This is a genomic window from Pseudomonas sp. NFACC08-1 (assembly GCF_900106735.1).
GTDB lineage: Bacteria > Pseudomonadota > Gammaproteobacteria > Pseudomonadales > Pseudomonadaceae > Aquipseudomonas > Aquipseudomonas fluorescens_Q.
Genome location: NZ_FNNL01000002.1, coordinates 115,669 through 140,076, shown reverse-complemented (window position 1 = coordinate 140,076; position 24,408 = coordinate 115,669). Strand labels below are relative to the sequence as shown.

At 57.9% G+C, this 24,408-nt stretch carries 21 protein-coding genes and 1 pseudogene; 4 read left to right on the top strand and 18 right to left on the bottom strand.

Going from position 1 to position 24,408, the window contains the following annotated elements; translation table 11 throughout:
- Positions 1 to 296: 296 nt before the first annotated feature.
- Positions 297 to 1,196, bottom strand: a complete 900-nt coding sequence (locus tag BLU76_RS04440) for a LysR family transcriptional regulator (protein ID WP_106215908.1) — start codon at positions 1,194 to 1,196, stop codon at positions 297 to 299.
- 163 nt (positions 1,197 to 1,359) lie between these two features.
- Between BLU76_RS04440 and BLU76_RS04435 the strand changes: the two genes are divergently transcribed.
- The gene (locus BLU76_RS04435; RefSeq protein ID WP_092147909.1) at positions 1,360 to 2,490 is read left to right on the top strand and encodes an epoxide hydrolase family protein; all 1,131 of its coding nucleotides are present in this window, start codon (positions 1,360 to 1,362) and stop codon (positions 2,488 to 2,490) included.
- Between the two features lie 84 nt (positions 2,491 to 2,574).
- Here the strand turns inward: BLU76_RS04435 and BLU76_RS31780 are convergent.
- The 8 genes and pseudogenes from BLU76_RS31780 to BLU76_RS04400 form a co-directional block, all read right to left on the bottom strand.
- Positions 2,575 to 2,761 (bottom strand): annotated as a pseudogene (locus BLU76_RS31780) (DSD1 family PLP-dependent enzyme); the annotation flags it as partial.
- A gap of 60 nt (positions 2,762 to 2,821) precedes the next feature.
- Positions 2,822 to 4,090, bottom strand: coding sequence for a lipase family protein (locus BLU76_RS04430; RefSeq protein WP_092147912.1), 1,269 nt, complete (start codon positions 4,088 to 4,090; stop codon positions 2,822 to 2,824).
- Complete coding sequence (locus tag BLU76_RS04425; RefSeq protein ID WP_092147915.1) at positions 4,087 to 5,067, bottom strand: alpha/beta hydrolase fold domain-containing protein; 981 nt, start codon at positions 5,065 to 5,067, stop codon at positions 4,087 to 4,089. The genes BLU76_RS04430 and BLU76_RS04425 overlap by 4 nt, the downstream gene beginning before the upstream one ends.
- Positions 5,064 to 5,390, bottom strand: a complete 327-nt coding sequence (locus BLU76_RS04420) for a DUF4387 family protein (RefSeq protein ID WP_092147918.1) — start codon at positions 5,388 to 5,390, stop codon at positions 5,064 to 5,066. Before BLU76_RS04420 ends, BLU76_RS04425 begins: the two co-directional genes overlap by 4 nt.
- Before the next feature lies 1 nt (position 5,391).
- Positions 5,392 to 6,759, bottom strand: a complete 1,368-nt coding sequence (locus BLU76_RS04415; RefSeq protein WP_092147921.1) for an acyclic terpene utilization AtuA family protein — start codon at positions 6,757 to 6,759, stop codon at positions 5,392 to 5,394.
- A complete protein-coding gene (locus tag BLU76_RS04410) occupies positions 6,756 to 7,784 on the bottom strand; it encodes a phosphoglycerate dehydrogenase (RefSeq protein WP_092147924.1) in 1,029 nt (342 codons plus the stop codon). The genes BLU76_RS04415 and BLU76_RS04410 overlap by 4 nt, the downstream gene beginning before the upstream one ends.
- Before the next feature lie 30 nt (positions 7,785 to 7,814).
- Positions 7,815 to 9,212 (bottom strand): OprD family outer membrane porin, encoded by a 1,398-nt coding sequence (locus BLU76_RS04405; protein WP_092147927.1) that lies wholly within the window; start codon positions 9,210 to 9,212, stop codon positions 7,815 to 7,817.
- A gap of 83 nt (positions 9,213 to 9,295) precedes the next feature.
- On the bottom strand, positions 9,296 to 10,585 hold the full coding sequence (locus tag BLU76_RS04400) for a CitMHS family transporter (protein ID WP_092147929.1): 1,290 nt from the start codon (positions 10,583 to 10,585) through the stop codon (positions 9,296 to 9,298).
- 258 nt (positions 10,586 to 10,843) lie between these two features.
- On the opposite strand from BLU76_RS04400, the gene BLU76_RS04395 reads away from it, so the two are divergent.
- Positions 10,844 to 12,049 carry a citrate synthase gene (locus tag BLU76_RS04395; protein ID WP_092147932.1) on the top strand — a complete coding sequence of 402 codons (1,206 nt, stop codon included), beginning with the start codon at positions 10,844 to 10,846 and terminating at the stop codon, positions 12,047 to 12,049.
- A gap of 51 nt (positions 12,050 to 12,100) precedes the next feature.
- On the opposite strand, the gene BLU76_RS04390 is transcribed toward BLU76_RS04395, so the two are convergent.
- The 3 genes from BLU76_RS04390 to BLU76_RS04380 are packed head-to-tail and all read right to left on the bottom strand — an operon-like array spanning position 12,101 to position 15,274.
- Positions 12,101 to 13,549, bottom strand: a complete 1,449-nt coding sequence (locus BLU76_RS04390) for an MmgE/PrpD family protein (RefSeq protein ID WP_170867272.1) — start codon at positions 13,547 to 13,549, stop codon at positions 12,101 to 12,103.
- 4 nt (positions 13,550 to 13,553) lie between these two features.
- Complete coding sequence (locus BLU76_RS04385) at positions 13,554 to 13,862, bottom strand: DUF4387 domain-containing protein (protein WP_092147935.1); 309 nt, start codon at positions 13,860 to 13,862, stop codon at positions 13,554 to 13,556.
- Complete coding sequence (locus BLU76_RS04380) at positions 13,859 to 15,274, bottom strand: acyclic terpene utilization AtuA family protein (protein WP_092148176.1); 1,416 nt, start codon at positions 15,272 to 15,274, stop codon at positions 13,859 to 13,861. Before BLU76_RS04380 ends, BLU76_RS04385 begins: the two co-directional genes overlap by 4 nt.
- Positions 15,275 to 15,568: 294 nt before the next feature.
- On the opposite strand from BLU76_RS04380, the gene BLU76_RS04375 reads away from it, so the two are divergent.
- Positions 15,569 to 16,495, top strand: a complete 927-nt coding sequence (locus BLU76_RS04375) for a LysR substrate-binding domain-containing protein (RefSeq protein ID WP_092147938.1) — start codon at positions 15,569 to 15,571, stop codon at positions 16,493 to 16,495.
- A gap of 38 nt (positions 16,496 to 16,533) precedes the next feature.
- On the opposite strand, the gene leuD is transcribed toward BLU76_RS04375, so the two are convergent.
- Positions 16,534 to 17,142 carry a 3-isopropylmalate dehydratase small subunit gene (leuD, locus tag BLU76_RS04370; protein WP_092147941.1) on the bottom strand — a complete coding sequence of 203 codons (609 nt, stop codon included), beginning with the start codon at positions 17,140 to 17,142 and terminating at the stop codon, positions 16,534 to 16,536.
- Positions 17,143 to 17,145: 3 nt separating this feature from the next.
- The gene (gene leuC / locus BLU76_RS04365; RefSeq protein WP_092147944.1) at positions 17,146 to 18,567 is read right to left on the bottom strand and encodes a 3-isopropylmalate dehydratase large subunit; all 1,422 of its coding nucleotides are present in this window, start codon (positions 18,565 to 18,567) and stop codon (positions 17,146 to 17,148) included.
- A gap of 290 nt (positions 18,568 to 18,857) precedes the next feature.
- On the opposite strand from leuC, the gene BLU76_RS04355 reads away from it, so the two are divergent.
- Positions 18,858 to 19,250, top strand: a complete 393-nt coding sequence (locus tag BLU76_RS04355; protein ID WP_092147950.1) for an ester cyclase — start codon at positions 18,858 to 18,860, stop codon at positions 19,248 to 19,250.
- Between the two features lie 375 nt (positions 19,251 to 19,625).
- On the opposite strand, the gene BLU76_RS04350 is transcribed toward BLU76_RS04355, so the two are convergent.
- From BLU76_RS04350 to BLU76_RS04335, 4 genes are all read right to left on the bottom strand, one after another.
- On the bottom strand, positions 19,626 to 21,212 hold the full coding sequence (locus tag BLU76_RS04350; RefSeq protein WP_092147953.1) for a GMC family oxidoreductase: 1,587 nt from the start codon (positions 21,210 to 21,212) through the stop codon (positions 19,626 to 19,628).
- Positions 21,213 to 21,280: 68 nt separating this feature from the next.
- Positions 21,281 to 22,165: a sugar phosphate isomerase/epimerase family protein gene (locus BLU76_RS04345; protein ID WP_092147956.1), complete on the bottom strand. Its 885-nt coding sequence runs from the start codon at positions 22,163 to 22,165 to the stop codon at positions 21,281 to 21,283.
- A 14-nt stretch (positions 22,166 to 22,179) separates the two neighbouring features.
- On the bottom strand, positions 22,180 to 23,202 hold the full coding sequence (locus tag BLU76_RS04340; RefSeq protein ID WP_092147959.1) for a glycoside hydrolase family 3 N-terminal domain-containing protein: 1,023 nt from the start codon (positions 23,200 to 23,202) through the stop codon (positions 22,180 to 22,182).
- Entirely contained in the window at positions 23,189 to 24,181 is a 993-nt protein-coding gene (locus BLU76_RS04335) for a glycoside hydrolase family 3 N-terminal domain-containing protein (protein ID WP_256572633.1), read from the bottom strand. The genes BLU76_RS04340 and BLU76_RS04335 overlap by 14 nt, the downstream gene beginning before the upstream one ends.
- Positions 24,182 to 24,408: the final 227 nt, after the last annotated feature.

Below are 24,408 nucleotides of genomic sequence, written 5' to 3'. Positions count from 1 at the left end.
AAAGACTCGGTTATGGACTTGTTACTGGGACGTTTCAACAGTAAAGAGACCGATTGCCAAGGGTGCGGTTTCGCCGACAGCTTGTCTAGGCTTCCGTATACCAGCGAAATACATTTGCCGAACCTAGAACATCAATGTTCATAGCGTCAGAAATGTTTGCCCATGCAGCTTGACTCGAGACGCGCGAGCGAGGGTTTGCCTCTATTAGAAATTAGAAAGCTCCGACTTAATCGGGCTTTTGCGTTGCGGCGAAAGCGAGAAAGGAGACTGCCCGAGTAGGCTTCTTAACTGATTCACTACACCCGCAAAAGCCCTTCGCCAAGGGACTTCACTAGGTAGTCAACGAAGCAGCGCACGCGGGCCGGCAGGTGCGGGCCGCCCATGAACACTACGTGTACCTCCTCGCCATCACCTGGATTGAACGCCTCCAGAAGTGGCACCAATTGCCCCGCCTCAATAGCCTGCTGAACGGTCTCGGCACACACGCGGGCTATGCCCAGGCCCTCAAGCGCCAGTTGGCCCTGAGTATCGCCATTGTTGGTTTCTATGCTGCCTTTGATCTTAAGGGCGTATTCATTGCCATCTTTGATAAAAGGCCAGCCTGGAGCGGCGCGCTTGAAGTTGAAGTCGATGCAATCGTGATCATGCAGGTCTTCAGGTACCTGAGGGGTTCCCCGCGCAGCCAAATAATCGCGTGACGCGACGATCACCTTGCGGGTTTTCCACAGTCTTCGTGCAACCAAGGGAGCATCAGCCAGAGGGCCGAGCCGCAAGGCGACATCGGCCTGGCCTGCGCTGATGTCGACGACAGTGTCCGTCAAATTTATATCGACCAGAATGTCCGGATACCGATGAGTAAACTCCTTTAGCAGCGGCAGCAGGAATGTTTTGCCATACAAGATCGATGCGCTGATCCGCAGGCGCCCACGCGGCGAGCTTCGATCAGCGATCAGTTGTTCGGTCTCTTTAAGGTCAGCAAGAATTCGTCGTGCCGAAGACAGGTAGGTCGCTCCCTCGGCCGTAAGAGTCAGCGCTCGAGTGGTTCGCAGTAGCAGCCGGACATTGAGGCGTGCCTCAAGGCGATCAACGACGCGCGACACAGACGAGGGGGCCAGGTTGAGCGATCGACCAGCGGCCGAAAAGCTGCGTGTGTCGGCTACAAGCGTGAAGACTTCAAGGTCGCCAATGATGTCCATGGACTCTCACTTTTGCGCAGGGCGCATAGGTATTTCGCTGACTGTTGGGCTTATCGGCGGTGCGTGAGAAGTCTAGCATTGCGTATAACAGGGCAATGTGAAATTCACGCGAACGGCCCATCGTTAAAAAGTAGCCACACATGAGGCTCGGGAGGATAGACCCATGGTTGCGCCTTACACGATCCACATTTCACAAGAACGCCTGAATGCCATCAGGACGAAGGTCAGTGCCTATGACTGGAGCCAAATGCCTGATACCGGCGGTTGGAAGTCTGGGGTGGGAATCGATGACCTCAAGCGACTCACTCGTTATTGGGAGCAAGTCTACGACTGGCGCAAGGTAGAGCGACTGCTTAATCAGCTTCCGCATTTCACCACGCATATTGAAGGTGAATGCATTCATTTCCTCCATGTTCGAGGCGACGGTTCCAAGCCCCCTGTCCTGCTACTGCATGGGTGGCCTGGATCGTTTATCGAATTCGAACATCTGCTCCAACCGTTGAGTGCAGATGGGCACGATGTAATCGTGCCCTCGTTACCGGGATTTGCATTTTCGACGCCCATCACCGGGGTCATCGGACCACGCCGAGCGGCTCAACTGATGAAGACCTTGATGGAGCGGTTGTTTGAACAATCGCGTTACATCGTTCAGGGCGCAGACTGGGGTTCGGGTATCGCCGGCTGGCTGGCTCACGATTTTGCTGAGTCGTTGTATGGTATTCACCTCAACATGGCCGACTTGCTCGCCGAAGGCACCCCGGCAAACACACCGGAAGAACTGGAGTTTGTTGCCAAGCGCGACGTGCTCCTGGACTGGGAAACGGGCTACAACCATGAGCAGGAAACCCGTCCCCAGACACTAGGCGTGGCCATGGCCGATAGTCCGGTGGGTGCCGCGGCGTGGATATTGGAGAAATTTGGACGGTGGGCCGACTTGCCGCGCAATGCCGACAGTGATCCCGATATCTGGAGTACGTTTAATGAAGAGCAGTTGCTGACCAACATCATGCTCTATGTGGCGACATCGTCGTTCGTCACGGCGACCTGGATGTACCACGGCAAGCGCTTGGAACGCTCCGGCAAATTTCCCGCAGGAACCCGGATTCAGGTGCCGACCGGCTTCGCAGCCTTTCGCGATCCTGTATTCATACCGCCGCCGCGGTCATTTGCCGAGAAAACCTTCAACATCGTGCATTGGACTGAAATGCCGAGTGGTGGCCACTTTGCTGCCTGGGAGCAGCCGAGTTTGATGCTGGAGGATCTACGACGCTTTATTGCAAAAGTTTTAGCGTGAAAGGATTCCCGGTAACAAGTGGCCGTTGAGGGAGAAACGGGATCGGCCGTCCGCTCATAGAAGGCCCGACAGGGGGCCGTCGTCATAGTGACCGACGCCCCCCGTGGGCAGGAACGTCTCCACCAGGCACAAGTGTCTACCGGCACGCTTTGACCGATTGCATGACCAAATTGATGTTGTGATCGAGCCGGTCGAGGTCAATCAGCGTTACGGGCCGCTTCGGCCCACGGACCTTCAGCTCCTGGCTCAGCGGCGAAAGTAATCATTGCATCGGACTGCCCTGGTCGCCTGGACGCAACAGCCCTGGCGAGCAGGCTCCCACAGGCGCATGTCAGTCGTCGTTGAATGGCGCTCCCGCATCCCGTTCACCCGGCGGACCGGGCGTTGTCAAGGCGGAGCAATTCGAGCCAGAACCCAGTCCGTGGATCTGGTCCGCGGCGAAGGCAAATACATCGTCCAATGAACCATGCATCACCCCGTCATGCCCCAGGCCTTCATAAGCCCGCCAAGTAACTAGATTGCCAGCAGCACACAACGCCGCAGCGACCGCATATTGGCGCACGGGCGTGATCGTTTGATCAGCCAGGCCGGTGGCAATGAATAACGGAAAGGCGATCGATGCCTGGGGCATGTCGGTCGTTGGGATACGTATAGCGTTCAACGCATCGGGGGTGATGGTCAAAAGCTCGGCAAACGAACCGATCTGCAACGCTTTGGATTTGAGCGCAATGTCACGGGTACAGCCCTGCCGGGCAACACTCAGTAGTTCAAGACCTTTGGCTGTCAGGATGTCTTCTATCCGTGGGCCGTCCTCGCGCAAGCCACCGGACGCCAGTGCCAGGAACACCATATTGGACTGGCGCGGCGCCAGCGCCATGGGGCCATGGGGAAACGTGCTGTTCGGAGCCGTGAGCACCGCGCCCTGGATAGTCACCTCCGGCGCGTAGCCACCGGCAAGAATCGCCGCGCCCAACGCAGCCCCTCCACCCTGGGATTGCCCGGCCAGGATCGTGTGATTGCCAATCAGGCCTGGCCTGATCGAACGGGCGGCGCGAATCGAGTCCAGGACAGAGCGCCCCTCGGCCTGCCAGAAGGTATAGGGATGCGGGCCTGGCCCTCCCAAGCCTTGATAATCAGTGGCGACAACAGCAAAGCCACGGGTCAGCCAGCGATTGATGTACGACGCATCACGGTCTCGCAAGCCGGTCCAGGACGGTGCGCAGGCATCGGCAATCCCCAGCGTCCCGTGGGCCCAGGCCAACAGCGGCCAGCCGTGCGGGGGTGGATTTCCAACCGGCAGGTACAACGCCCCGCTGACCGGAACGAGCCCGGAACGCCAGCGCTCGTCGACAGAGCTGTAGAGCAAGCGCAAAGCCTGCCCGGCCGCGGCCATCTGCGGCTGCACCGGAAACGCCTCGCTTCGCAGCAGCACACCGGGCAGCTCGGGCATTGCCTCAGGCCAGCGGTAAAACGCCGACGGCGCCCTGTCTCCAGCCTCAGGCCCAACGGGAAGCGTGCCAGCCGCCAGGGCGTTGGCCGCCATGAGGATGAACGGGCCGACACAGATTCGTGCAAAGCCCATGATACGGAACAGGCTCATGGGCGGTTCGCCTGAGCGCAAAGTGCCTTGCGCAAAGCACCGCCCTGCGCAGCAATGACATCGCGCACAACCGGTGCCACTTCATTGAATCGGACAAATCCGTGGGGCATGTTCGCGAGCACTTGCAGGTGTGTCGCCACGCCCGCGCTTTCCAAGCGTTGAGCCAGCTCACGATTTTCATCCAGCAACGGATCCAGTTCGCCAACCACCAATTGCATCGGTGGCAGCCCGGCCAAATCAGCGATAATCGGCTGCACCCGCCAATCCTCCTCGTCATTGGGCAGGTAGCTGGCCCAGTAGGCGCTCATGGTCTCAATCGACAGATTCTGCCCCCCGTATCCACCCAGCCGTTGCCATGAATCGGAGCTCATGTCGCGCGAGTAGCTGCCGTAGAACAGCAACAACTGCCGCAGCCCATCGAATCCCGCATCGCGTAGCGCAATCGCAGCTCCCAGGGCCAGGTTGGCGCCTGCCGAGTCGCCACCCAAGGCATAACCCCGTACGGGGCAATCCGTGATAGCCCCGAGCTTGATGACCCGGCTTACGATCGACACCACTTCGTTAAACGCCGTCGGAAAGCGATATTCCGGTGACAACGCATAGTCGATGGACAACACCGCCAAGCCACTGTCACGCACCAGCTGGCGCAGCGGCGCGTCCCAGCCAGCGAGCGAACCGTGGCGAAACCCTCCGCCATGACAGTAGAACATCAAGCAAGGTGTCTCATCGCCCTCCGGCCAATAGAGCTTGCAGGGCACCGTTCGGCCATCGACGGCAAACCCCAAGGTGCGCTCATAAGACAGCGGCACGCTACACTGTGCTGCCCAGGCATTGATCTGTTCCAGTTGCGCCCGGACACTTCGCAGGTCTCCGTGAACAACCGGCAGTAACCCTTGTTCACCCAGCGTCGTGGCTACGGCCACCAGCTCAGGGTGAACTGCAGGTGAGTCCGCCGACAAGCTTTCAACGCGACTCATGGCCGATCGTCCTCATCGGCTTCAAGCGCGTCCAAGAGGATGAACGCCCATTGAGCCCCGTGCATGTCCCGATCTTGCAAAGCGCCCTGCACCACCGGTCGCGGCAAGCTTATCTTGATCACGTTCAACGCCTCGATGGGGAAAACGCTGATCGACTCCGTGGGCCTGCGGAAAAGCTCTGCGATAGCCGGTTCTTGCAGCTTTGGCTCCACGGCCAGTTGCGCGAAGGTGACCGAGTCTTTGCAGAACACATCGATAGTCAGGGAGAACGGCCCGGCGTTCTTGGAACGGATTTCATAACCCAATGCTTGCAGAGTATTCATCTCACGCGCCCTCGACTGTTTTGAACGCAAACCGGAAAGGTGCCAACGGGTCCGCCACGACCATCACGTGACTGAGCACGAAATCATGCACCACGCCCCGATCCATCGAGGCCGGTGAGAAAGGGAACGCATGGGTGGGCAGGTCTTTGTCGCCGGGCAACGGAAAGTGCAGCAGGTAAGGGTTGAGCAACGCGACCATATCTTGGGTGCGCTCAGCGGTCGCCGACGTGGCGATCGCCATGACGCCGATCTCCACAGGTGTCCCCGTCCGTGACTCAAGCGCTCCCAAGGCTGAGTTCTTGCCGATGGCGCGGAACTGCAAGTCATAGTCATCGGCGCCGATGCCCAGGTGTTTTTCAATTCGCTGACGCATGACCGAATCCAGGTAGGCAAGCCACTCATCAAAGCGCTCGACGTATTCCGGATCACGGACAATGCTCATGACCACCGATTGGAAGCCGCACGGTGCTGCCCCTTCCAACTTGACGGTGTAGTCTTCGCTGGGCTTCCAGACCGAGCCCTCGACTCGCACGGTCTGTTCGTCCAACGCGGTGTAGACCGCCCCTTCCACGTGCAGTACGCCACCGGGCTCGACGAGTACATAAGGGTTGCTGTTTTCATACAGCATGTGGGCCATGACCGATCGTGGCGTGAGCCGTGCGCCCTCGCCGATGGCCTTGATGGTGAATCCTGTGTCGTCGATCGTTGCCATCACCACTGCGTTGGCGGGCGTCGTCGTGCATGATGCGCCGCACTCCAGAATCTTTCCGGCATGCCACGCCGCGCCCTGATGGGCCCCGCGCAGGATGGGCAGCGAAGCCATCACCGCCGTGTCCGTGGAGCGTCCTGCCAAGACGATATCCGCACCGGCTTCAAGCGCACGAATGAAGGGCTCCACGCCCATCAGCGCGACAATACGCGAGCAGCGCTCGACCAGTGCATCGTCGATATGATCCAGTTGCAAGGGCCTGATGCGCCCCTGCACCAGCGCTTGTTTCACGACGCTTGCCGGTTGCTCGCTGTAGAGGCTCGCGATGCGTACGACCTGACCGAGTTCGGCGGCGATTTCCTCGCACAGGCCCCGCATCAGATCGACCCCTGCGTCGGAACCACAGGTGCCGCAGCTGCCGATGATCAGCGGGATGCCCAGCGCTGCCCGCGCCTGCATGAACACGCGCAACTCGGCCCGCAGTATCGTGGCCGAAGCTTTGGTCGTGCCGGTGCCCAGGTAATGCGGACCGGAGTCGGTGGACCCCGCGTCCATTGCAATCACGTCCGGTCGTTCCAGCAACGCCTGATCAAACGCCGCCCGTGGAAAACCGGTGCCAATGGCGCCCGTGGGCGTCAGTACTTTGATCGAAATATTCATGGATTCTCCTTCAAGCCTGTAGAACGACGTCCGTCAGCGATGACGCAATGGCTCGGCGGATTACCCCCCTCCAGGACGGCCACCGCACATTGCGCGGCAATCAGATTCGTACGATTGAGCCCCTCGACCGTGGAAGCGCCAACATGAGGCGTCACGATCACGTTGGGGAGCTGGATGAGTTGTTCGGTCACGGCCGAAAGCAGCGGATCCGACTCGCTTTCGAAGACGTCGAGCCCTGCCCCGGCCAACCGGTTTTCCCGCAGAGCCCATAGCAGGTCCGCATCACGTACCAGCCCACCCCTCGCGGTATTGATCAGCATCGCGGACGGTTTCATCCGTTTCAGCGCACGGCTATCGATCAGGCCGTGGGTATGCGGGTTGAGCGGCGCATGCAGGGAGATAAAATCGCTTTCCTCGAGCAGCGTTTCCAGGTCGACAAAGCAACGTCGGGGGATTCCGTCGGCCTGTGCGCCGTCCGAATGAGGGGTGTGGATCAGCGGCGTGACTTCAAACCCGGACAAGCGCTGCAGCACGCCTCGACCAATACGGCCCAAGCCGACGATGCCGACGGTCTTGCGGTACAAATCGCCCCCAAGGGGAATCGACCAGTCACTGGCAGACAACCCCGACTGGCATCGCTTGAGCTGACGACACACGGCGAGCATCAACGCGACGGTGTGGTCAGCGACGCTGGCGTCGTTGCCGCCGACGGCGATGGTCGCCACCTTCCCCGCCGCCTCTACCGCGGCTGTATCGACCCGCTCGTAGCCCACGCCACGACGGGCAATGACTTGCAGGCGCGGGAGCGCTCCCAACAGGCTCGATGTGACGTTCGCGTGCCCAACGATCCAGCCATCGGCGTCTTCCAGGAGATCGATCAACTGGCGTTCGCTCAGGTCACCATCCCCTTGCCCCTGAGCCAGTTGCGCGACAACAACATCACAGCCATGGCTCTGCAGGAAGTGCACGGTTTCTGAATCGAAGAAGCGCTGTGTAACCACTATGGTATGGCGAGGTTTAGACATCACTGGCCTCCCGATAACTGTGCCCGGCAATCAAAATGCGTAGTCCACATACACCCGAGCTTCCGAACCGCTCACCACGTTGTCGGGTTGAGCGGACACAAGGGCAACAAAGTCCTGGTCGATTCGGTAATCGATATAAATCAAACCCACTGAAAGTCCGGCGTAATCCTTTTCGTCGAAGCGATAATAGAGACGATATTCATTCTGTCGTTCGTGTACGTCAGTACGCCGGCCGTTGAAAGGATCGGTGGCGTCGAATTTGCCTTGTTTGTAAATGGTCATGACTTTAAAGCCATCCAGCGAAGTCCCTAACAACGTATGCCCGCTCAAGTCATATTCAGCGCCTATTTGCCAGGTACGTTCACCGTGATTATTGAAGTCGTTACCGGAACGTGTCCAGGCGTCCATCTTGCCGTCGACATTGTCAGCGTGATCAAAATAGGCATAGCCGAGTTGCCCATTGCTCAGCTCGGCTTTTGTCTCGGAATATGAAAGGCCCAGGCGAAGTTTATCGAGCAACAAACCCAAGTTCATATTCAGCCACGTCGCGTCATCATCATAAGCGGCCTCGCCGGCCTGCCAATCTCGCTCCCAGATGCGCCCGGCTTTTTGAAACTCATAGTATTGAGTATCGAATACAATGCCGGCTTTATCGCCAAGAGGTGCTTTCAGCGTCAGTCCATAACGGGTGTTTTCATTGAAGTCCCGCGACACACCATGGTCGTACTCCAGCTCGATGGCCTTCAAATCGTATTTGACGCCATAGGTGTACAGGTCTTTTATTTCCTCGCCCGACTGGCTCAACAGGTGTTCGAAGTGCTCCCGGTCGCGAGGAGACGTGCGGTTGATGTAGGCGGTTTCAAACCCCAACGTACCGGGCAGCGGACCAATGCCCATCTCGGTAAAATTCAGGTGGGCGCGGCCTCCTTGATAAGAGCCTGGAACGATCCGAGTGTCGAGCGTGACCAGCGTCCCTGCATCGAACCGACCCCGGCCTATTTGCGAATCGGTATTCCAGCCGTCGCCCTCGTAACGCAACTTTAAATAGCTCTGGCCAACTTTGGCGAAGCCACCGTTAGTGCCATCGGTATCATCAAACAAATCCCGTCCATTATCTTTCGAATCAATCATCGCCACGCCATACAAAGAGGCATCAAACCCTGCAACGCCGGCCCAATAGCTGGAGTTATAGTCCAGGATCGCGCCAACCCCTGTCCCGCCCAATTCGGCACCATCCGGAAAACCACCAAACCGATCCTCGATCAAGTCGTTGGATATTCGTGTATTGATATACATGGATCGAAGATAGGCGTTCAACTTCCCTTCATGCTGGAACCTGTCCGGATTACTGATCGTTGCCGAAAGACAAACTTCAGACACAAACAATGTCGACAGCAACGTCATAGCGACGGCGTTAATCGATTTCATCGACCACCTCATCTATTATTTTTATTTTGACGTGAGCAGACGCGACTGGGCGTCATTCAAACTCGGCGCAGCGAACTAATGGATCAGATAATTGCCCGTGTAATAACAGCTGTCACAATCAGCACAAGACTGCTGCCGATGGCCCAGAGCAGGCAGTAGCGTTGCATGTCCCCCATGTCGCGCTTGATGATCCCGCTGATGAGATAAACCGCGGCTACCAACGGACTGAGTGCATGGACAGGTTGCCCCAGTACCGCCGCGCGGCCTATGTGCATCGGGTCGATACCGTACTCGGCACCTGCCGCTCCCAGTACTGGCAAGATCCCGAAGAAAAACGCGTCGTTGGACAACAGGAAATTCAGCGGCAAGGCGACCAGTGCGGTAATGATGCCGAAGTACTGTCCGCCGCCGTCGGGAATCAGTTGGACGATTTTCGCCGACATGCCATCGATCATTCCGGTGCCTGACAAGATCCCGGTAAACGCACCTGAAGCGAAGATCAGGGCGATGACCATCAGGACACTTTCAGAATGGGCCGCGACCCGCGCCTTCTGTTCCGACAAACGCGGGTAGTTGATCAGCAAGGCCAGGGAAAACCCCACCATCATCAACATCGGCAGAGGTGCCAACCCAGTCGCCATGGCGTACATGAGCCCTGCGGTGAGCGCCAGATTTACCCAGAAAAGCTTCGGCCGCTGTGTGTCGGATTGCACGGTCGGCAAGGCGACCTCCCGCGGGGCAACGTCCTGGGTGCCGGGCGTCCAACCCAAGCGGCGCCGCTCCTTGTGGCCGATCCAGAACGCCACGGCGAATGCGTAGGCAAGACCCGCGAACATGGCCGGTACCAATCCCAGGAACATTGGCGCCACATCAAGGTGAAGGGCACTGGCGGCGCGGGCGACTGGCCCCCCCCAGGGAATCAGGTTCACCACGGTATTGGTCAAAAGGAGCATCAACGCCAGGATGAGCGGATTCATCCCCAGACGCAGGTACAGCGGCAGGAAAGCGGTGGTGACAATCAAGACCGTCGTCGCGCCGTCCCCATCGAACGAAATAACGGCAGCCAACAAGGCCGTGCCCAGCACAACTCGAAGCGGATCATTGCCGACATACCGCAAAATCCGCCGCACGGCGGGCTCAAAGAGTCCAGCGTCGAACATGATCGCGAAATACAGGATTGCAAACATCAACATCAGTGCCGTGGGCGCCACTTGCTTGACGCCGCTCATCACCATCCCACCCAGCTCCGGCCCCACCCCACTGGCCAGCCCGAAAGCAACCGGAATGAGGATGAGTGCCGTCACTGCAGAAAGTCGCTTGCTTATGATCAATGCCATAAACGTGGCGACCATTGCGAAACCTAACCAAGCCATGCGTTTCACCTTCTCGTTTTTATTGTTATCGAGTCATCGAAAATCAATGTGAACAACTTCTGCTCACCCGAAATCTATATAGGGGGTGAAAGCCTGTAAATCTTGATTTTTTTCGTCAATATCCGCCGTCAATCGTACTATTTTGGAGAAACGACGCAGGACAGGGTTGAACGAAAACCGCCCTCTTGCAGACATTGACGAAATGACGCTATATCTAATAAACATGTACGTCTTTCAATCAACCTGACCGGACCCACCATGCCAGAACAAGAAGACCTCTATCTTTCGGCAGAAGAGGCGGCAGCCATGCTCGGGATCAGCCTGCCGACGCTGTATGCCTACGTCAGCCGCAAAAATATCCGTTCCCTCAAGATCCCGGGTTCGCCCAAGCGCCGCTATTGGGCCGAAGACATCCAGCGCCTGGTCAAGCGCCCGGCGGGAGAGAAGCAGGTGTCCAGGCGCTCGTCACCGTCGGATAGCGCGATTACGCTGATCACCGATGATGGCCTATTTTATCGGGGCCATGACGTCGTCGAGCTTGCTGACCGCGCAACGGTTGAAGAAGTCGCCGAATTGATCTGGCAAGTGCCGTCGGCGTTCGGCGCGTCGCTGCCCCGTGTACCGAGAGACAGCATCAAGCTGCTGAAGATCTACGAACACATGTCCGCTCCGGAAAAAGCCATCGCGCTTTTCCCACTGGTGCAAAGAGAAAATCCCAAGGCCTTCGACCTTTCCACGGACAGCTACGCGCGCACGGGCGCAGATGTCGTGAGATGGTTTGCCGCCTTGGTGGTGGGAGCGACCGAGCCGAGTGCGCAACCCTTGCACGAGTTCATCGCCCAGGCCTGCGGCGCTCCACCGGAGTACGCCGACCTGATCCGGCGCCTGCTGATCCTCAGTATCGACCACGAGTTGGATCACACCACCCACAGCGTCCGTGTCGCCGCCACGACCGGGGCCACCCCCTACTACGCGGTCATTGCCGGACTTGCCGCAGCCCGGGGTCACAAAATCGCCTATGGCAGAAATGAAGCCGCCAGCCGGATGATCGAGGAAATCTGCTCGGCCGCTGACCCTGCGCGACCTATCTTGCAGCGCTACAGCCAAGACGGACACATTGTCGGCTTCGGCCCCCACGTCCATGCCATCAACGACCCGCGAGCCAGCAATCTCATGGCGGCGTTGACGGCGACGTTCGAGGGCGACAGCGACTTCGCAAAACTGCAGAAAGCATTTTCGGTGGCCTCGGAACTCGTAGCATACCCACCGGAATTCATCCTTCTGGTGAGCTTCATCGGCCAAAAGTTGGGGCTGCATGGACAGGAAATCTCATTGGCGGGCGTCGGTCGCATGATCGGTTGGATAGCCCATGCCAGCGAGCAATACAACCAGCACCATGATTCCCGCGCTCGCGCCCATTATGTAGGGACTTTGCCTAGGGCCACCGAGACTGCCCGCCGTTAAGCCCCCGCTCGGTCGCGCCTTTGGCGGGTACGCTTTGAAGCGACAGACCGGCTACGAGACAGCCATCGCCGAAAACAGCGGCTGGAACTCGGTTTGCCTTTCAAGGCCAGCCACGAACTCCAACACTTCGGCCTGTGCCGATGCGTCGATATGCGGCATCGCCATGCGCCGGAATTTACGTTCGAAATCGTGATCGGTCATCGGCGTTTCGACTGACCCGGGCCCGGTGATCCTCTCGCTCACGATGCGCTCGCCGGAAACCAAGGTCACGCTGACACGATTGGCCAGGTGCCGTGGGAACAGAGCGGTCAACGCCGGGTCCTCGACGACACTGACCTTGTTCATCAAGGCAATCGCCGCAGGGTCGGCAATCTTCTCAGGGCGATAGGAGCCCACCGTGATATCGCCATCGAGCAAAGCCCGGACCACGTTATAAGGCAGGCTGTGATCTGCTGTTTCCCTGGTGCTCGGCAACCATTTCTCGGGGCTATCGGCCAGCACCCGACGGTTGAATTCGGACGTTTCGATCGTAATGGCGGCGATATCCTGTACCCCCTCGATCCGCTTGCGGATGTCCAGCGCCGCCCAGACAGCAGTGTGCAACTCGCCATTGGTGGGGAACGTCTTGGTCAGGGAGCGTCGTATGGCGTAATCACCTGTGGCGGGTGTACCAAAATGATTCGTATCCAGTTCGAACGGTCCCGAAACCAGCTTGAAGAAGCCCATCTCACCTTCAAAGACCGGCGATGGCCCTGTCATGCCATGGCGCGCCAACTGGGCGGCGAAGATGGCATTACGCGCCGCGTTGGCGGCAGAGCAGCCCTTCCAGTCGGACAACGCCCCACTGCGCACCTGACGCATGGCCAAGTGACCACTCACGGCGATGTTGATCGCTTGCTCCGTCTGCGCCACGTTCAGTTTCATCAGGTTGGAGGCCGCAGCTGCCATCGCGACGTTGATGTAATTGACGTGGTCCCAGCCACGCTTGTTCAAGCTTGCCGCATCCTGCAGACGCATCTGGATTTCATAGGCCAGGACGATGGCCGAAATCAGTTCGACGCCGGTTGCGTTTTCGGCTTGCGCCACGGCGAGGCAAGCTGGAATGTTGTCACTGGGATGACCCGGCTCCAGGCCCATATAGCCGTCGTTATAGTCCAGGAAACGAACCATCAGGCCATTGGTGAAGGCCGCGATTTCCGGCGTTGTTTGCAGGTTGGTACCAAATACGCTGGATGATTTCGCGGTATTGGCGGCGGCATAACGCACGGCGGCCTTTACCGGATCAGCCTCATAGGCACCCAGCACGCACGCCAGGCTGTCGATGAAGCGCTGGCGTACGAGGTGGATGATCGCTTCAGGCAAGTGCTGTTTTCTGAATGCGTGGGCATAGCGTGCAAGCCGCATCGCAACGGTCGAGTCCGTCATAACTACCTCGGGTTGAACAGGTGGGTCAGTCCTCGTCCATGAGGCGAACAGGTCAAGGCGCGACGTGGCGCCCACCGTCTCAGTCGATGACTACATCAAGCAAGCGGACGTATTGCTGGCCGGCGTGCATGTCACGCTCGACCATGCCGCCTTGTGGCGTCGCACGGGGATAGGAAATCTTGACCATTTCCAGGTTCGGCACCGTAATGCACTTGACCCGTTCGGGGTCGGTGCCGTAGAGCCTGGCAAATTGCGCCGGGGACAATGCCGCACAATCACAATAACGCTCGAAATTCTCGCGCCCGTTGAAAAACACATCGAACGTAATCCAGAACGGCCCCGCTTGTTTGGATCGAACATGCCGGCAAACATCACGCAACTTAGTCATTGTGCAAGCTCCTTCATCGCTATCGACCTGTCCGACAGCTCAATCCATTCAAGACGGACCAACTCCATGGGATTCTCAAGTTGCACCACGTGATTCAATTTGAACTCATAAATCTGTCCTCTGGGTATATCCGCAGGTGTAAATGCGAATCCGTACGAAGGTAATTCCTTGCCCATGACACTGGGATAATGAAAGAAGTAGGGATTACAGGCGTGAGCAATTGTATTGGCCATGTCCTGAGTGGCGGCAGTCGCTACAAACAACATACCTATTTCAGGCGGCGGTAATGTTCCAGCAGGCGGCGTTACACCGGTGACGCCATTCCACCCATACATACGCAGGGAAATATGAAACTCGCCCAACTCTTCGGCAGGAATAGACTGGCGGGTTCTTGCGTAAAGCGCTTCCAGCAAACGATCGTGAAACCCATCGATATCATTGAGTACATCCGGGTCCTGAATGCCCACCAACATGATCGTTTGATATAAACCGGCGGAGGCCCCTTCCAACTTCATCGTGTAGGGCATTGTTTCCCAGCGCGAACCCTCTACCCGCACGGCTCGTCCATTCAAGTCGGCATATCGCGCCTGGGCAACATCCAGGATGCCGCCGGGCTCTACCAACCGGAATGGATCACTGTTTTCGTAGAGCATATGGGCCGAGACGCTATGGGGCGTGCACTGGTTGTCCTGGCTCAACGGCTCGACTTCGAAGCCGTTCGCATCAACACTCAGCAAGATTCCCGATCCTAGCGTGGGATTTACGGCGCATTGCACGCCGCATTCGCCCGTCTTGCCGGCATGCCAGGACGGGCCCCACGGTGCGCCTTTCCAGATGGGATAACAGGCAATGACGGCGGTATCGGTCGCCCGGCCGGCCAATATGATATCAGCACCGCCGTCCAGGGCGGCGATAAAGGGTTCCACTCCCAGAGCCGCGACAATGTGTTCACAACTGTCCACCGTCGCGTCTTCCAGCTTGCCATGAGGCGGGAGCGGCGTGATACGACCTTCTGCGTTCAGCTTCTTGATGGTGCCCTTGTCTTGCTCGCAATAGATGAGTGCAATCTTCGGTGTCACCCCTAATTCTTTTGCGATTTCCAAGGCAATATCGCGCGTCCACTCCAGATTGAGATTACCGCCCGCCTGTCCTGCGGTACCCACAATGATCGGCACACCGGATCGTGACTGCGCTTTCATCAATATCGTCAGGTCACGTTTTACCGCGCCTCGGTTGTTCTTGGATTTGCCCAGTGCAAGATAGGCCGCGCCGCTGTCCGTTGAACCTGCATCCGTGGCGATTACTTGCGCACCCGCCGCCAACCCATAAGCGATTTCGTCTTCTCGAACACCCGCCCCTAATGAACCACAGGGCACGATCACTTTTACGCAACCTTCAAATAACTGCGCCATGACAACCTCTTCTAGAGTACTCAGTGCGCCAATCATAAAGACTCAAATTACGCTGACAAGTGGACAGAATTTATCCATATATCTTTAACCAATGACACTACAAATCGGCCATTCCAGGCCATATCCAATCAATATCGTGCCAAGGCTCCGGCGTTAATTTTCATTTCCAGGCGGGCGTGCTAAAAGCTTGTCTCCGGAATATGCTCGATAAGCATTTACAGGCAACGGGTTGCATGAACTTTTAGCGCATCATTGCAAACTGACTCCGATAACATGATTGGAATAATCCAGGCCATGAGACGCAAACCTACCCATCGAGAACAATCCTTGCTGCCTGAGGACCTGCGCGTGTTCCTCACCGTCATCCGCAAAAACGGCTTTGGTAATGCCGCCGAGGCGCTGGGATTTTCGCCAGCGTATGTCAGCAAGCGAATCTCCGTCCTTGAGGCCGCGTTGGGCGCGAAGCTGTTGCACCGCACAACCCGACGTGTCGCATTGACCGACGACGGCGAACGTGTCCGCGTCTTCGCGACTCGACTGCTGGGGGATATGGATGACTTCATCAGCGAGCTGACCGACGCCCGCCAGCAATTGCAGGGAAGCCTGCATATTTGCAGCTCTTTCGGTTTTGGCCGCAACCATGTCGCGCCCGCGGTCGCCGCGCTTTCGCAGCGGTACCCTCGACTGGAGATTCGCCTGGACGTGTTTGATCGCATGGTCGATATCGTCAATGAAGGCTTCGATCTCGAAATCAGGGTGGGCTACGACCTCCCCCAACACCTTTTGGGAAAGAAACTCGTGAGTAACCGCAGGGTGCTCTGTGCAACCCCTGGGTACCTGGAAAAGCATGGCGTCCCGACGTCCCTGGATGATCTGGCCCGGCATGATTGCCTGGTGCTCAAGGAGCGTAACAACGCGTTTGGCATCTGGAATCTGACGAAAGACGGCATTGAAGAGTCGATCCGCGTCAGTGGTCCGCTTTCATCGAACAACGGCGAGATTGTGTTGCGTTGGGCGCTGAGTGGCGTAGGCATCATCCTGCGCTCCTTGTGGGACGTGAAGCCCCTGCTTGAAAGCGGACATCTGGTCCACGTGCTGCCTGACTATGCCCAGAGCGCCGATGTCTGGGCCATCTACCCGACGCGGGTCAGCCAGTCAGCCAAGCTAAGGGCCTGCATCGAGTTCTTCGAGGCGCATTTCAAAATGCTCTCCCTCGCTTGAGCGCTCGATGGCCGCGGTCGGCAAGCGCTTCTGTGGACTCAGTTCAACCACGGGGTTTCTGAGTAGTGTCGCGCTTCAAAATCACGAATCTGCGCGGCTCGCTGCAAGGTGGCGCCGATAGCGTCCAGCCCCGATAACAACGATTGCTTGCGCAGCGCGTCGAGGGTGAACTCGATGATCGAACCCTCACTTAGCCAAATCCGCTGATTCGGCAGATCGACGCTAATCGTCGCGGTGGCCCCATTGTTCACGACGCGAACCAACCTCTGTAGCTGCGCTTCGCAAAGCTGTATGACGAGCACGCCGTTGCGCTGACAGTTGTCGTAGAAAATGCCGGCAAAGCTGGTTCCGATCAGTGCACGAATCCCCCATTGCTTGAGTCCCCATACCGCGTGCTCACGGCTGGAACCACAACCAAAGTTCGACCCTGTCACCAGGAAACTGGCCCCGCTCCATGCCGGTTGATTGAGGATGAAGTCGGGATTTGGCTCGCCAGACTCAAGGAAACGCAGGTCGAAGAACACCCCTCTATCCAGACCGCTCCGATCGATCCCCTTAAGAAACTGCTTGGGCATGATGAGGTCGGTATCGATGTTAGGCGCGAGCAATGGCGCGGCTTTCCCAGTCACGATCTCAAAAGGTTCCATGGTTCAAGCCTCCTCGGCCAACAGGCGTACGTCCGTCAGGCGGCCACGGATGGCCGCAGCGGCAACCATCGCCGGGCTCATGAGGTGGGTCCGTGCGCCCGCCCCCTGACGACCTTCAAAATTTCGATTGGTGCTGGATGCGCAACGATCACCCGGGGCGAGTACGTCATCGTTCATGGCCAGGCACATTGAGCATCCGGATTGGCGCCATTCAAAACCGGCATCGAGGAAGATCCTGGCCAGGCCTTCCTCCTCCGCCTGGGCACGCACCAACGTTGATCCGGGGACGATCATCGCCCGCACCGTCGAGGCGACTTTCCTGCCTTTCACCACCCGTGCGACATCACGCAAATCTTCGATGCGCGCGTTGGTGCAGGAACCAATGAAGGCATGGCTGATCTGCACGTCGCTCAACGCCATGCCGGCTTCCAGCCCCATGTAGGTCAAGGCGCGCTGCATGCTTTGGCGCAAGATCGGATCGTCGACGGACGTCGGATCTGGAACACTGCCACCAACAAACGATGCCTGGTCCGGGCTGGTTCCCCAGGTCACCATAGGTTCCAGAGCATCCACATCCAACAGGATTTCGCGGTCGAACACCGCGCCTTCGTCGGTGAACAGCTCGCGCCACTTTCTTTCAGCAACTTTCCAATATTCGCCTTGGGGGGCTCGGGGTTTGGATTTGACGTAGGCAAACACTTTTTCATCGGGCGCCATGAATGCACCCCGTGCGCCGGCCTCCACAGCCATGTTGCAGATGGTCATCCGCGCCTCAACGCTCAACGCGTTGATGACAGGACCGGCGAATTCAATGGCGTAGCCGGTCGCTCCCGACGCGCCGATCTTTTCGATCAAGGCCATGATGATGTCCTTTGCGGTAACACCCATGCCCAGTTTGCCAGTGACCGTGACACGCATGGTTTTCAGACGCTTGTAGACCAGCGTCTGGGTCGCCAGGAGATGCTCGATTTCGGAGGTACCAATACCAAAACCAAGCGCCCCCAGGGCCCCGTAGGTCGTGGTGTGACTGTCGCCCGCGGCCACCACCATACCCGGCAGGATGAAACCCTGCTCCGGCGCGACCACATGTTCGATCCCCTGACGCTTGTCCAGCAAATCCAAAAGCTCGATACCGAAGTCCCGGCAGTTCTCTTCGAAGTACGAGACCTGCAAGGCCCCATCGGCATCGGGCATGGCCGCAATACGGTTCGCACTGGTCGGGTTGACATGGTCGACGACCGCCAGCGTCGCGCGAGGACGCCAGACACCCCGCTTCGCTTCGCGAAGCCCGCTGAAAGCTTGGGGACTGGTGTATTCGTTGGCCACCTGGCGGTCGATGTAGAGCAATACATGCCCCTGATCGTCCAGAGTAGCGACGGTGTGACTATCGATGTGTTTCTGGTAGAGAGTACGAGGGCTGTTCATTACGATGCGCTCTGTTGTGCCGGGTCACGGATGCACGAAGGATATTCTCAATGAAAAGCCCATCAATAGCCTTCAGGCGATGGCATGGAACACGATTGGTGAACAATCAGTGCGCCTTGGGGCTCCTCCAGTGCGCAAGCCAACTCGACCGGCGCCTCTTCAGCGACGTGATGACCATTGTCAATGCCTGCGCCGGTGACTTTCTGTTCTGCTCACTGCCTTGATGAGACATGACAACAGGACCTAGGATCGCAAAAGCAAGAACAGACATGATGAGGAGAATCAGCCCCATGAGCCCGAACCTTGCCGATTTTTATAGCGACTACATCGCCTGCCTGAATGCACAGGACTGGGAAAACCTGGGCCATCTTGTGCACCCGGATGTGGTTCACAACGCGAAACCATTAGGGTTGCACGGCTATCGAAGCATGCTGGAAGCGGATTATCGGGCCATTCCCGACTTGCGCTTCGCCATTGAATTTCTGGTGATCGACCCACCTAAATTGGCGGCTCGCCTGGCGTTCAATTGCACGCCGATTGGGGAATTCCTGGGCCTGGCGGTGAATGGGACACGCATCTCCTTCGCCGAAAACGTCTTCTACGCGTTCGAGGACGGCAGGATCCGCGAGGTCTGGTCGGTCATCGATAAGACTGCGATCGAAGCTCAGCTCCGATCAGCGTAGCGGATGTCCCCACTCCGACGAGCCCGCTCCAACGATGGCATGCAGATTGCTCCCATCCCAAAAGAGGCACTGGTCCGCCTCCACTTGAGCAGAAACGACTCACAAGGGGTACATGCCATGCACAGCGTGTTTTATGCGACAGGCCAGCTAACGAGACTCCGCTTGAAGCCTTTTGATCCCAGGGCCAAGCCCATTGAAACGAAGCCTTCACTTGGACTCAAAGCAAAAATGCTCAGCGGAATTTTGCTATTGGCGTTAAGTACTTGTTGCACGTTGTGGTTGATCGGCAACTACGCATGAACCAAAAAGGCACGGCCATGACAGTATGCACTTATCACGGCCGCGCCTCGATGAAGTGTCCTATTGAGTATCGACCTATTGGCCGTTCCTGATCATGTCGGCCGCTCTTTCGCCAATCATGATGCACACCGAATTAGGGTTCCCTGAGATCAATGTGGGCATGATTGACGCATCCGCTACCCGCAGCCCTTCAATGCCATGCACCTTGAGATCTGGAGCGACAACGGATTGTTCATCCACCCCCATGCGGCAGGTCCCGGAAGGATGCAGCGCTGCATGGGCCTCTTCCTGGCAGAATTTCTTCATCGCTTCTCGAGACTTCACAGCCTCGTCCGGAACATGACGCCTTGCAAGGTAGGGCTTGAAAGCGGCTTGGGACATGATCTCTTCACCCACCAGGCAACCATCAACCAGGCTGTCAATGTCATAGGGGTCAGAAAAATAGTTGGGCACGATGCGTGGGGGCGCCAGTGGATCCGCTGAAAACAGTTCGACGTACCCTCTGGACCTGGGACGGATCTGGCCCAGGTTCAAGGTACAACCATTGCCCCCTGGAACAGAATCCACCCCCTCTTCGATGCCCGCGCCGACGACCATGAAGTATTGGATGTCTGGGTTGATTGCCGCTTTGTCTGCCCACCAGAAAGCGCCGCCTTCAATCAAGTTGGAGGCCGCTGGGCCTTGCCTGAACAGGGCGTACTGCAAGCCCGCCATCATTTTCCAATGCCACTTTTTGTACTTGTCGTAGCTGTGGGGTCCTGTCAGTTCATAGACGAGCGACACTTCGATATGGTCCTGAAGGTTCTGACCCACGCCGGGCAAATCTTTGACGACCTTGATGCCATGTTTGCCAAGCTGCGCGGCAGGACCGATACCTGACAACATCAATAATCGGGGCGAGTTGATGGCGCCAGCCGATAACACGATCTCTTTTTCGGCGTGCAGGGTGTGGCTCACGTCATTCTCGATGTATTCAACGCCAATGGCTTTGTTGCCCTCGGTCAGAATCCGGATGACGCGACAACCGGTCTTCACCTGCAGGTTTTTGCGTGACTTGGCAGGGGCCAGATAGGCCACTGCCGCACTGCTTCGAAAACCGTTTTTGGCGGTGATTTGATAAAGTCCACAGCCCTCTGGTTTGCCGGAGTTGAAATCCTCGTTGTACGGCAGCCCGTATTGCTGGCAAGCGCGCAGCCACACTTTGGTCAGCGGGTGGATGTTGATGGGGTCGGAAACACCCAGTGGTCCGCCGACACCATGGACGTCGTTACAAAAGCGTTCGTTATCCTCGGCTTTTTTGAAGTACGGCAATACGTCTTCATAAGACCATCCTGCGGCCCCCTGCTCGACCCAGCCGTCGTAATCGGCGGGGACGCCGCGTATGTAAATCATCGCATTGACCGAACTCCCGCCTCCCAACACGCTGGCTTGGACCATGGTCGGTGTTTCGACACGGCGTTGCTCTTCGGTGGGCTCCCACGCGTACCGCTTGAGCAGCGGACCTTGCGCGGTTTTGTAGTAGGCCCCGGGAATATGAATGTAGGGGTTGCGGTCGCGTGGCCCTTCTTCGAAAAGAACCACTGACGCACAGGCATCTTCACTGAGTCGCGATGCCACTGTGCAGCCTGTCGAACCACCTCCGATTACGATGAAATCCACCATGACGACTTAAGACCTTTAAGAGGGTGCACATTGAAAAAGAGGAGTTTTGGATTCGAATGAGCAGCGCATTACAGCCCAACGAGTCGGGTCAGAAGCGTCTTCAAATCTTTCGCGACCTCATAACTGTTTTGCTGCTGCTGTTTTTTGCAGAACAGCTCACAGCTCCACCATCCTTCGTAACCGGTAGCCCTCACTGCGGACGTCCACTCAAGCAGATTCAATATGCCGCTGCCCGTCGGCACATCCCGCAGTACTTCTTCGTTGGGGATCCTCCCTTCGAACGGCAGCGAGTCGCATACGTGCACGCCATAAATGAGGTCTTTGTTCAAACGCGCGATGTCTTGCGGCTTAACGTCGGACGTAAAGCAATGCCAGTAATCGATCACCATTTTGACGTTGTCGCGTTCGGTGAGATCAATCAGCCGCAGTTGATGGTCCAGCGTATTCAGTGGCGTCCAGGACAACGCTTCGAGATAAAGAAGCACGCCATACTGCTTGGCCAGATCAGCCAGTACTGCAAGATTTCTGGCGGTCAACGCACACTGTTCGGCCTCGTCCAAACCCAATAGGCCGGTGTAGTGAGTGCTCCTGCCATGCTGCTGGTAATCGATCACCGCCTGGACATTGATAGGCCCGGTGAGCACTTGAACGCCTTTGGCTCCGACCCAGTTGGCCAACTGGAAAAGCCGTTCCGCTTCCTTCAGCAGATCATCGCGCTCGGCGCCCTGGCGTTCGATGTCCCTCAGGTAACCGATCCCTGTGACAGGCATACCCTTGAGCAACGCTTTGAGTTCCAGCTCGGAATAACCAGCCGCTAAATACGCTTCCAGTTTGCCGCCATAGATCTCCAATGCATCGAAACCCACCGTTGTCGCAATGTCGATGTCCATCGCCAACGTCGAGTGTTTTGCGACTGTGGAGTGCAAGGCCAAGATGTTTTTTTGAGTATTCATGGGAGCTCCAGGCGTTACGAACCAAAACTTGCCAGGCGATTGGCCAATGCTGAGACGGCCAGCGCAGCGGCATCCAGGCGTTCCTGCGCCAAGGTGCCCGCAGCTACAGCAGCTACAATCGCGCCAACGATCTGCGGAATCTCGGGCACCGCCTTCGCGGAAAGCAACAACAGATCCGCCCCGGCATTCAGCGCCGCCACCGTGACCTCGCCCAGGGATGAGTTGCCGATCGTGGAGCGATGGTCCAGATCGATGGTCATGACCAACCCGTTGAACCCCAACTCATGTCGCAGCAGGCCGATCAACCCAGGCGAAACGGAGGCCGCAGCGGGTGGTTCGCAGGCCGTGAAAATGGCCGGCCCCATCATCACCGCGTCCGCGCCTGCGTTCACCCCGGCTTGAAACGCAGGCCAATAGCCGCGCAGCTGGTCCAGCGACTCGGTCACCACCGCCTCCTCGATCGACGGTTGGCACAGCAACACGGGATGTCCGGGGAAGTGCTTCAGTGTGCTGGCCATCCCGGCACGCCGCACACCACGCACATAGGCGCCCACCATGGCCGCGGCCCGGCCTACGTCATCGGAGAGCGTTCGCCCCTGTAGCCACACATTGGTGCCAGCCAGCACGTCGGCGGTCGGCGACAGCAGCAAATTCACACCGGCCTTTCGGACTGCCGTTGCAACGTGGAAACAGGCCTCTTCAAGCTCAGCCACATCCATGGCCCTGGCCCGTTCGGGTTCGGGAAGCGCAGGCGCGATGCCCTGTAGACGGTGGACGGCAGAAATATCAGCATCTGCCGCCAACAGTAGCGGCCCACCCAACTCGATTGCCGCATCGGTAAACCCTTGCCATTTTTCCAGCGTCTCCGAGGCCAGGCGGCTCGCGCTCATTTTTCCGCTGACATATTCCTGCGCGGTCTCGCCAAACAGCAGGCTGCGCCCGCCGCTGCCCAGGAATTTGCGCACGTCGTCGTTCATTTCCAGATCGAGCAGGACCGGAAACAGGACGCTGTAGGCCTTGCTTTCAATCGAGCTCATGGTCAACCCCGCGTTGAGTTGTAGGGGTGTTATGGGCCGCAGCCAGCTCACGAACCTTCGAGGCCGCGTCGAGCAGAACCTGGCGGTCGAGCACTCCGTCGTGGACAGCCGCCACAATGGCTTCAGCAATAGCATCGAGGCCCGACTCACTGGACACGAGTAACAGGTGCGCGCCGGCCGCCAGCGAAGCCACAGCGGTGTCCGTGATCGAGTTGCTCCTGAGGATGGACACCGCATCCAGGTCATCTGAAATGATCAAGCCATCGAATCCGAGGGTGTCACGCAAAACTCCGATGACCTTGGATGAGGTCGATGCGCAATGATCAGGGTCTATCGCCGGAAAAACGGCAGGCCCTGGCATCACCGCTAGCACGCCGGTGGCGATGACATCCTTGAATACATCAAGGTTGTCGTGAAGCAATTCCAGTGGCCCGGGCACAGTGGCTTCAGCGATGGCCGGATCAGCCTCGGTGACGTAGTGACCGGGAAAGTGTTTGGCGGTAGCGATGACGCCCGCGCGCTGCACCCCGCGGATAAAGGCGCAGGACACCCGGCTCACTTCAACGGGGTCGGCGCCCAGATGTCGGTTGTGCAGCCATGGGTTGGCGCCGGTGACGACATCGACGATCGGTGCCAGGAACAGATTAACGCCCAGGCCGCGCGCCACGCAGGCCATCTCGAAGCAGCGCTGTTCGATGTCCTGTGTACCCAGATCCTTGAGCTGTTCCCTGGATGCGACTGTCGGGACCAATTGGTGGAGACGTTCGATACCGCCGAGCTCCTGATCCACTGCGATCAGCACCGGTGCACCGGCCAATGTCGTCGCTTCTCGAGCGATATTGACAAAATCAGCCTGGGACTCGGTGCTCTTTCGTGCCGGGCTCATGTCTCGACCGACATACTCATCCCGGGTTTCCCCCAGCAAAATAGACACACCACCTCGGCTCAGATGACGCCGAACATTGTCGTCCAGGCTCAAATCACCGAACGCTGGAAGCAGTACTGAATATGCAGCTCTATGCAGTTCGCTAGACATTGCTTTTCCTCAACACCGTTATTCTGAGCACCAAAGCCCAACTTCATTGACGCGTGGCGGAGTGCCACGCATGAGACCGATCAAAGTCGAGCACGCTCGATACAGCTCGAAGACTTCAATGGATGGTACTCATCGGGCATTGCCGGGTATCAGCAATGGCAAATGCACCG